This window comes from Streptomyces sp. NPDC041200, from assembly GCF_055591805.1.
Window position 1 is genome coordinate 1 of record NZ_JBVIZF010000113.1, and the last position, 3,101, is coordinate 3,101.

The window sequence follows — 3,101 nt, forward strand, 5'->3', positions numbered from 1 at the left end:
CAAGAACTCGCACTCACCGGACACATCTCCACCACCACCCACCCCTGGCTCACCCACCACGCCGTACTCAACACCCCCCTCCTCCCCGGCACCGCTTTCCTGGACATCGCGCTGCACGCGGCGACGCACCTGGGCCACCGGCACGTCGAAGAGCTGACGGTGGAGCAGCCTCTGACGTTCTCCGGCACGGCGGCCGTCCAGCTGCATGTCACCCTCACGCCCGAGGACGGGGGCGACGGTCACGCCATCACGATCCACTCGCGTCCCGCCGGCCAGCCGGACCAGCCGTGGACGCGACACGCGAGGGGCACGATCGTCGTGGGCGCCCCGGAGGGCGGGCAGCCGGAGTTCGCCGGTGTGTGGCCCCCGCCGAAGGCGATACCGGTGGCGGTCGATGACCTGTACGACCGGCTCGCCGGTCTTGGCTACCTGTACGGGCCCGTCTTCCAGGGGCTGCGGGCCGCGTGGCGCGACGGCGACGTCCTCTACGCCGAGGTCCGGCTGCCCCAGGACGCGGACCCCGCCGGATTCGCCGTCCACCCCGCGCTGCTCGACGCGGCCCAGCACGCCACCGCGCTCGCCATGGGCCTGGAGGGGCCCGACGGCCCGGTCCGGTTGCCGTTCTCCTGGTCGGGAACCACGCTGCACGCCACCGATGCGGGCGTCTTGCGCGTCCGGGTGACGCCTGTGGACGAGTCGACGGCGGCACTGGAGATGGCCGATGAAACGGGTCAGCCGGTTGTCACGATCTCCGCGTTGCGGCTCCGGGAACTGGCCGTCGACCGGCTGGACACCTCCCGCCATCTGCATCACGCGCTCTGGCGCGTCGACTGGGCACCGTCGGCGGGCGACGCGTCGCCCGCCGACCCGGGCGCGTGGGCGGTACTGGGGGACGGGGACGGTTCGTCCCCCCTGTGCGATGCCTTCGCCGCCCTGCCGCGCCATCGGGCGCTGAGCGACCTGGTGCGCTCCATCGGCTCCGGGGCGGCCGTACCGGACGTGGTGCTGCTCCCCTTCGACGGCGCAACGCCCGAAGCCGGCGACCCGGCCGCCCGCGCCCACGAGACCACCCGGCACATGCTCCAGCTGCTTCAGGACTGGCTGGCCGAGGACCGTCTCGCGGCGTCGAAGCTGGTGGTGGTCACACGCGGCGCCATCCCGGTGGACGCCGGTGACCCGGTTCGCGATCTGCCGGGCGCGGCCGTGTGGGGTCTGCTGCGTGCCGCGTGGTGGGAGGAGCCGGGCCGGTTCGTCCTGGTCGATCTCGACGGGACGGACGCCTCGGCACGGGCCCTCGGCGCCGTGATCGGCTCCGGCGAGCCGCAGGTCCTGGTGCGTAACGGTACGGCCCACTTGCCGCGGCTGGTCGCCACCGCTCCGGAGGAGGGGGCCGAGACGGACGCCTTCAACCCGGAAGGCACCGTTTTGATTACCGGCGGCACGGGGACGATCGGCAAGCACGTCGCCCGGCATCTGGTGTCCCGGCACGGCGCGCGGCATCTGCTGATCGTCAGCCGCTCGGGCCCGGACTCCGCCGGTGCGGCCGAGCTGACGGCCGAACTGCGGGAGGCCGGCGCCAGTGTGAGGGTCGCGGCCTGCGACACCGCCGACCGGGACGCGCTGGCTGCCCTGCTCGCCGGCATTGCGGACGAGCACCCGCTCACGGCGGTCGTGCACACGGCGGGTGTGCTGGCCGACGGTGTGCTCACCGCGCTCACCGGCGCGCAGGCGGACACCGTTTTGCGGCCCAAGGCCGACGCGGCGTGGAACCTGCACGTGCTGACCGAGGGTCTGGACCTCGACGCGTTCATCCTGTTCTCGTCGGCGGCCGGCACGATCGGCAACCCTGGCCAGTCGGTGTACGCGGCGGCCAACACGTTCGTGGACGCGCTGGCCGGGTACCGGCGGTCCCGCGGTCTGCCCGCCGCGTCCTTCGCGTGGGGCCTGTGGGCTGAGACCAGTTCGATGACCGCTGACCTGGACAGTGTCGGGAAGGCCAGGCTTACCCGCAACAGCGCGGCGCTCGGCACCGAGCAGGGGCTTGCTCTCTTCGACGCCGGGCTGACGCTTGCGCAGGGTGTGCCGCTGGTGATGGCCGCGCTGCGCCCGGCGACGGTCCGCGCGGACGATGAGGGCATCCCGCCGATCCTGCGCACGATCGGCCGGGCGGCCGTCCGGCGCGCGAGCGGGCCCGCCCAGCGGGTGGCCGCCGAGGATCTGGTGGGCCGGCTGGGCGCGCTCGGCGAGGCCGAGCGGCTCGACGTGCTGACGGCTCTGGTCCGCACCCACGTGGCGGCGGTACTCGGCCACGTGGGGCAGGACCCGATCGAGACCGACCGCAGTTTCCGGGACCTGGGTTTCGACTCCCTGACCGCCGTCGAGTTGCGCAACCGGCTGAACGGCGCCACTGGTCTGCGCCTGCCCGCCACGCTGATCTTCGACCATCCGACGACGAGTGCCCTGGCCGGCCATCTGCGCGCGGAGCTGCTCGGTGCGCAGACGCAGACGAGGCGGGCGGCCTCCGTGATCAGCGGCCAGGATGACGACCCGGTGGTGATCGTCGGGATGGCGTGCCGGTTCCCTGGCGAGGTCCGCACGCCGGACGCCCTGTGGCGGCTTGTGGCCGAGGGCGCCGACGCGATCGGCGACTTCCCCGCGGGCCGTGGCTGGAATGTCGAGGAGCTGTACAACGCGGACCCCGACCATCCCGGGACCTCCTATGTCGACAAGGGCGGGTTCCTCCACGACGCGGACGCGTTCGACCCGGAGTTCTTCGGGATCAGTCCCCGCGAGGCGCTGGCGACCGATCCGCAGCAGCGGCTGCTGCTCGAAACGGCCTGGGAGTTGCTGGAGAACGCGGCCATCGACCCGACGTCGCTGCGCGGAAGCGGCACCGGGGTGTTCATCGGCACGGCCGCGCAGGAGTACGGGGTCAACGCGCGGCTCGGCGAGACGGGTGCTGAGGGCTATTTGATCACCGGCTCCACGACGAGTGTGGCGTCCGGTCGCATCGCCTACACCCTCGGTCTGGAGGGGCCGGCGGTCACCGTGGACACCGCCTGCTCGTCCTCGCTGGTGTCCCTGCACCTGGCGGCGCAGGC

At 73.0% G+C, this 3,101-nt stretch carries 1 protein-coding gene; it reads left to right on the forward strand.

The annotated features are described in order from the left end of the window. The coding region (locus tag ACZ6CL_RS42810) for an SDR family NAD(P)-dependent oxidoreductase (protein ID WP_468946971.1) at positions 1-3,101 on the forward strand (3,101 nt) is incomplete at both ends.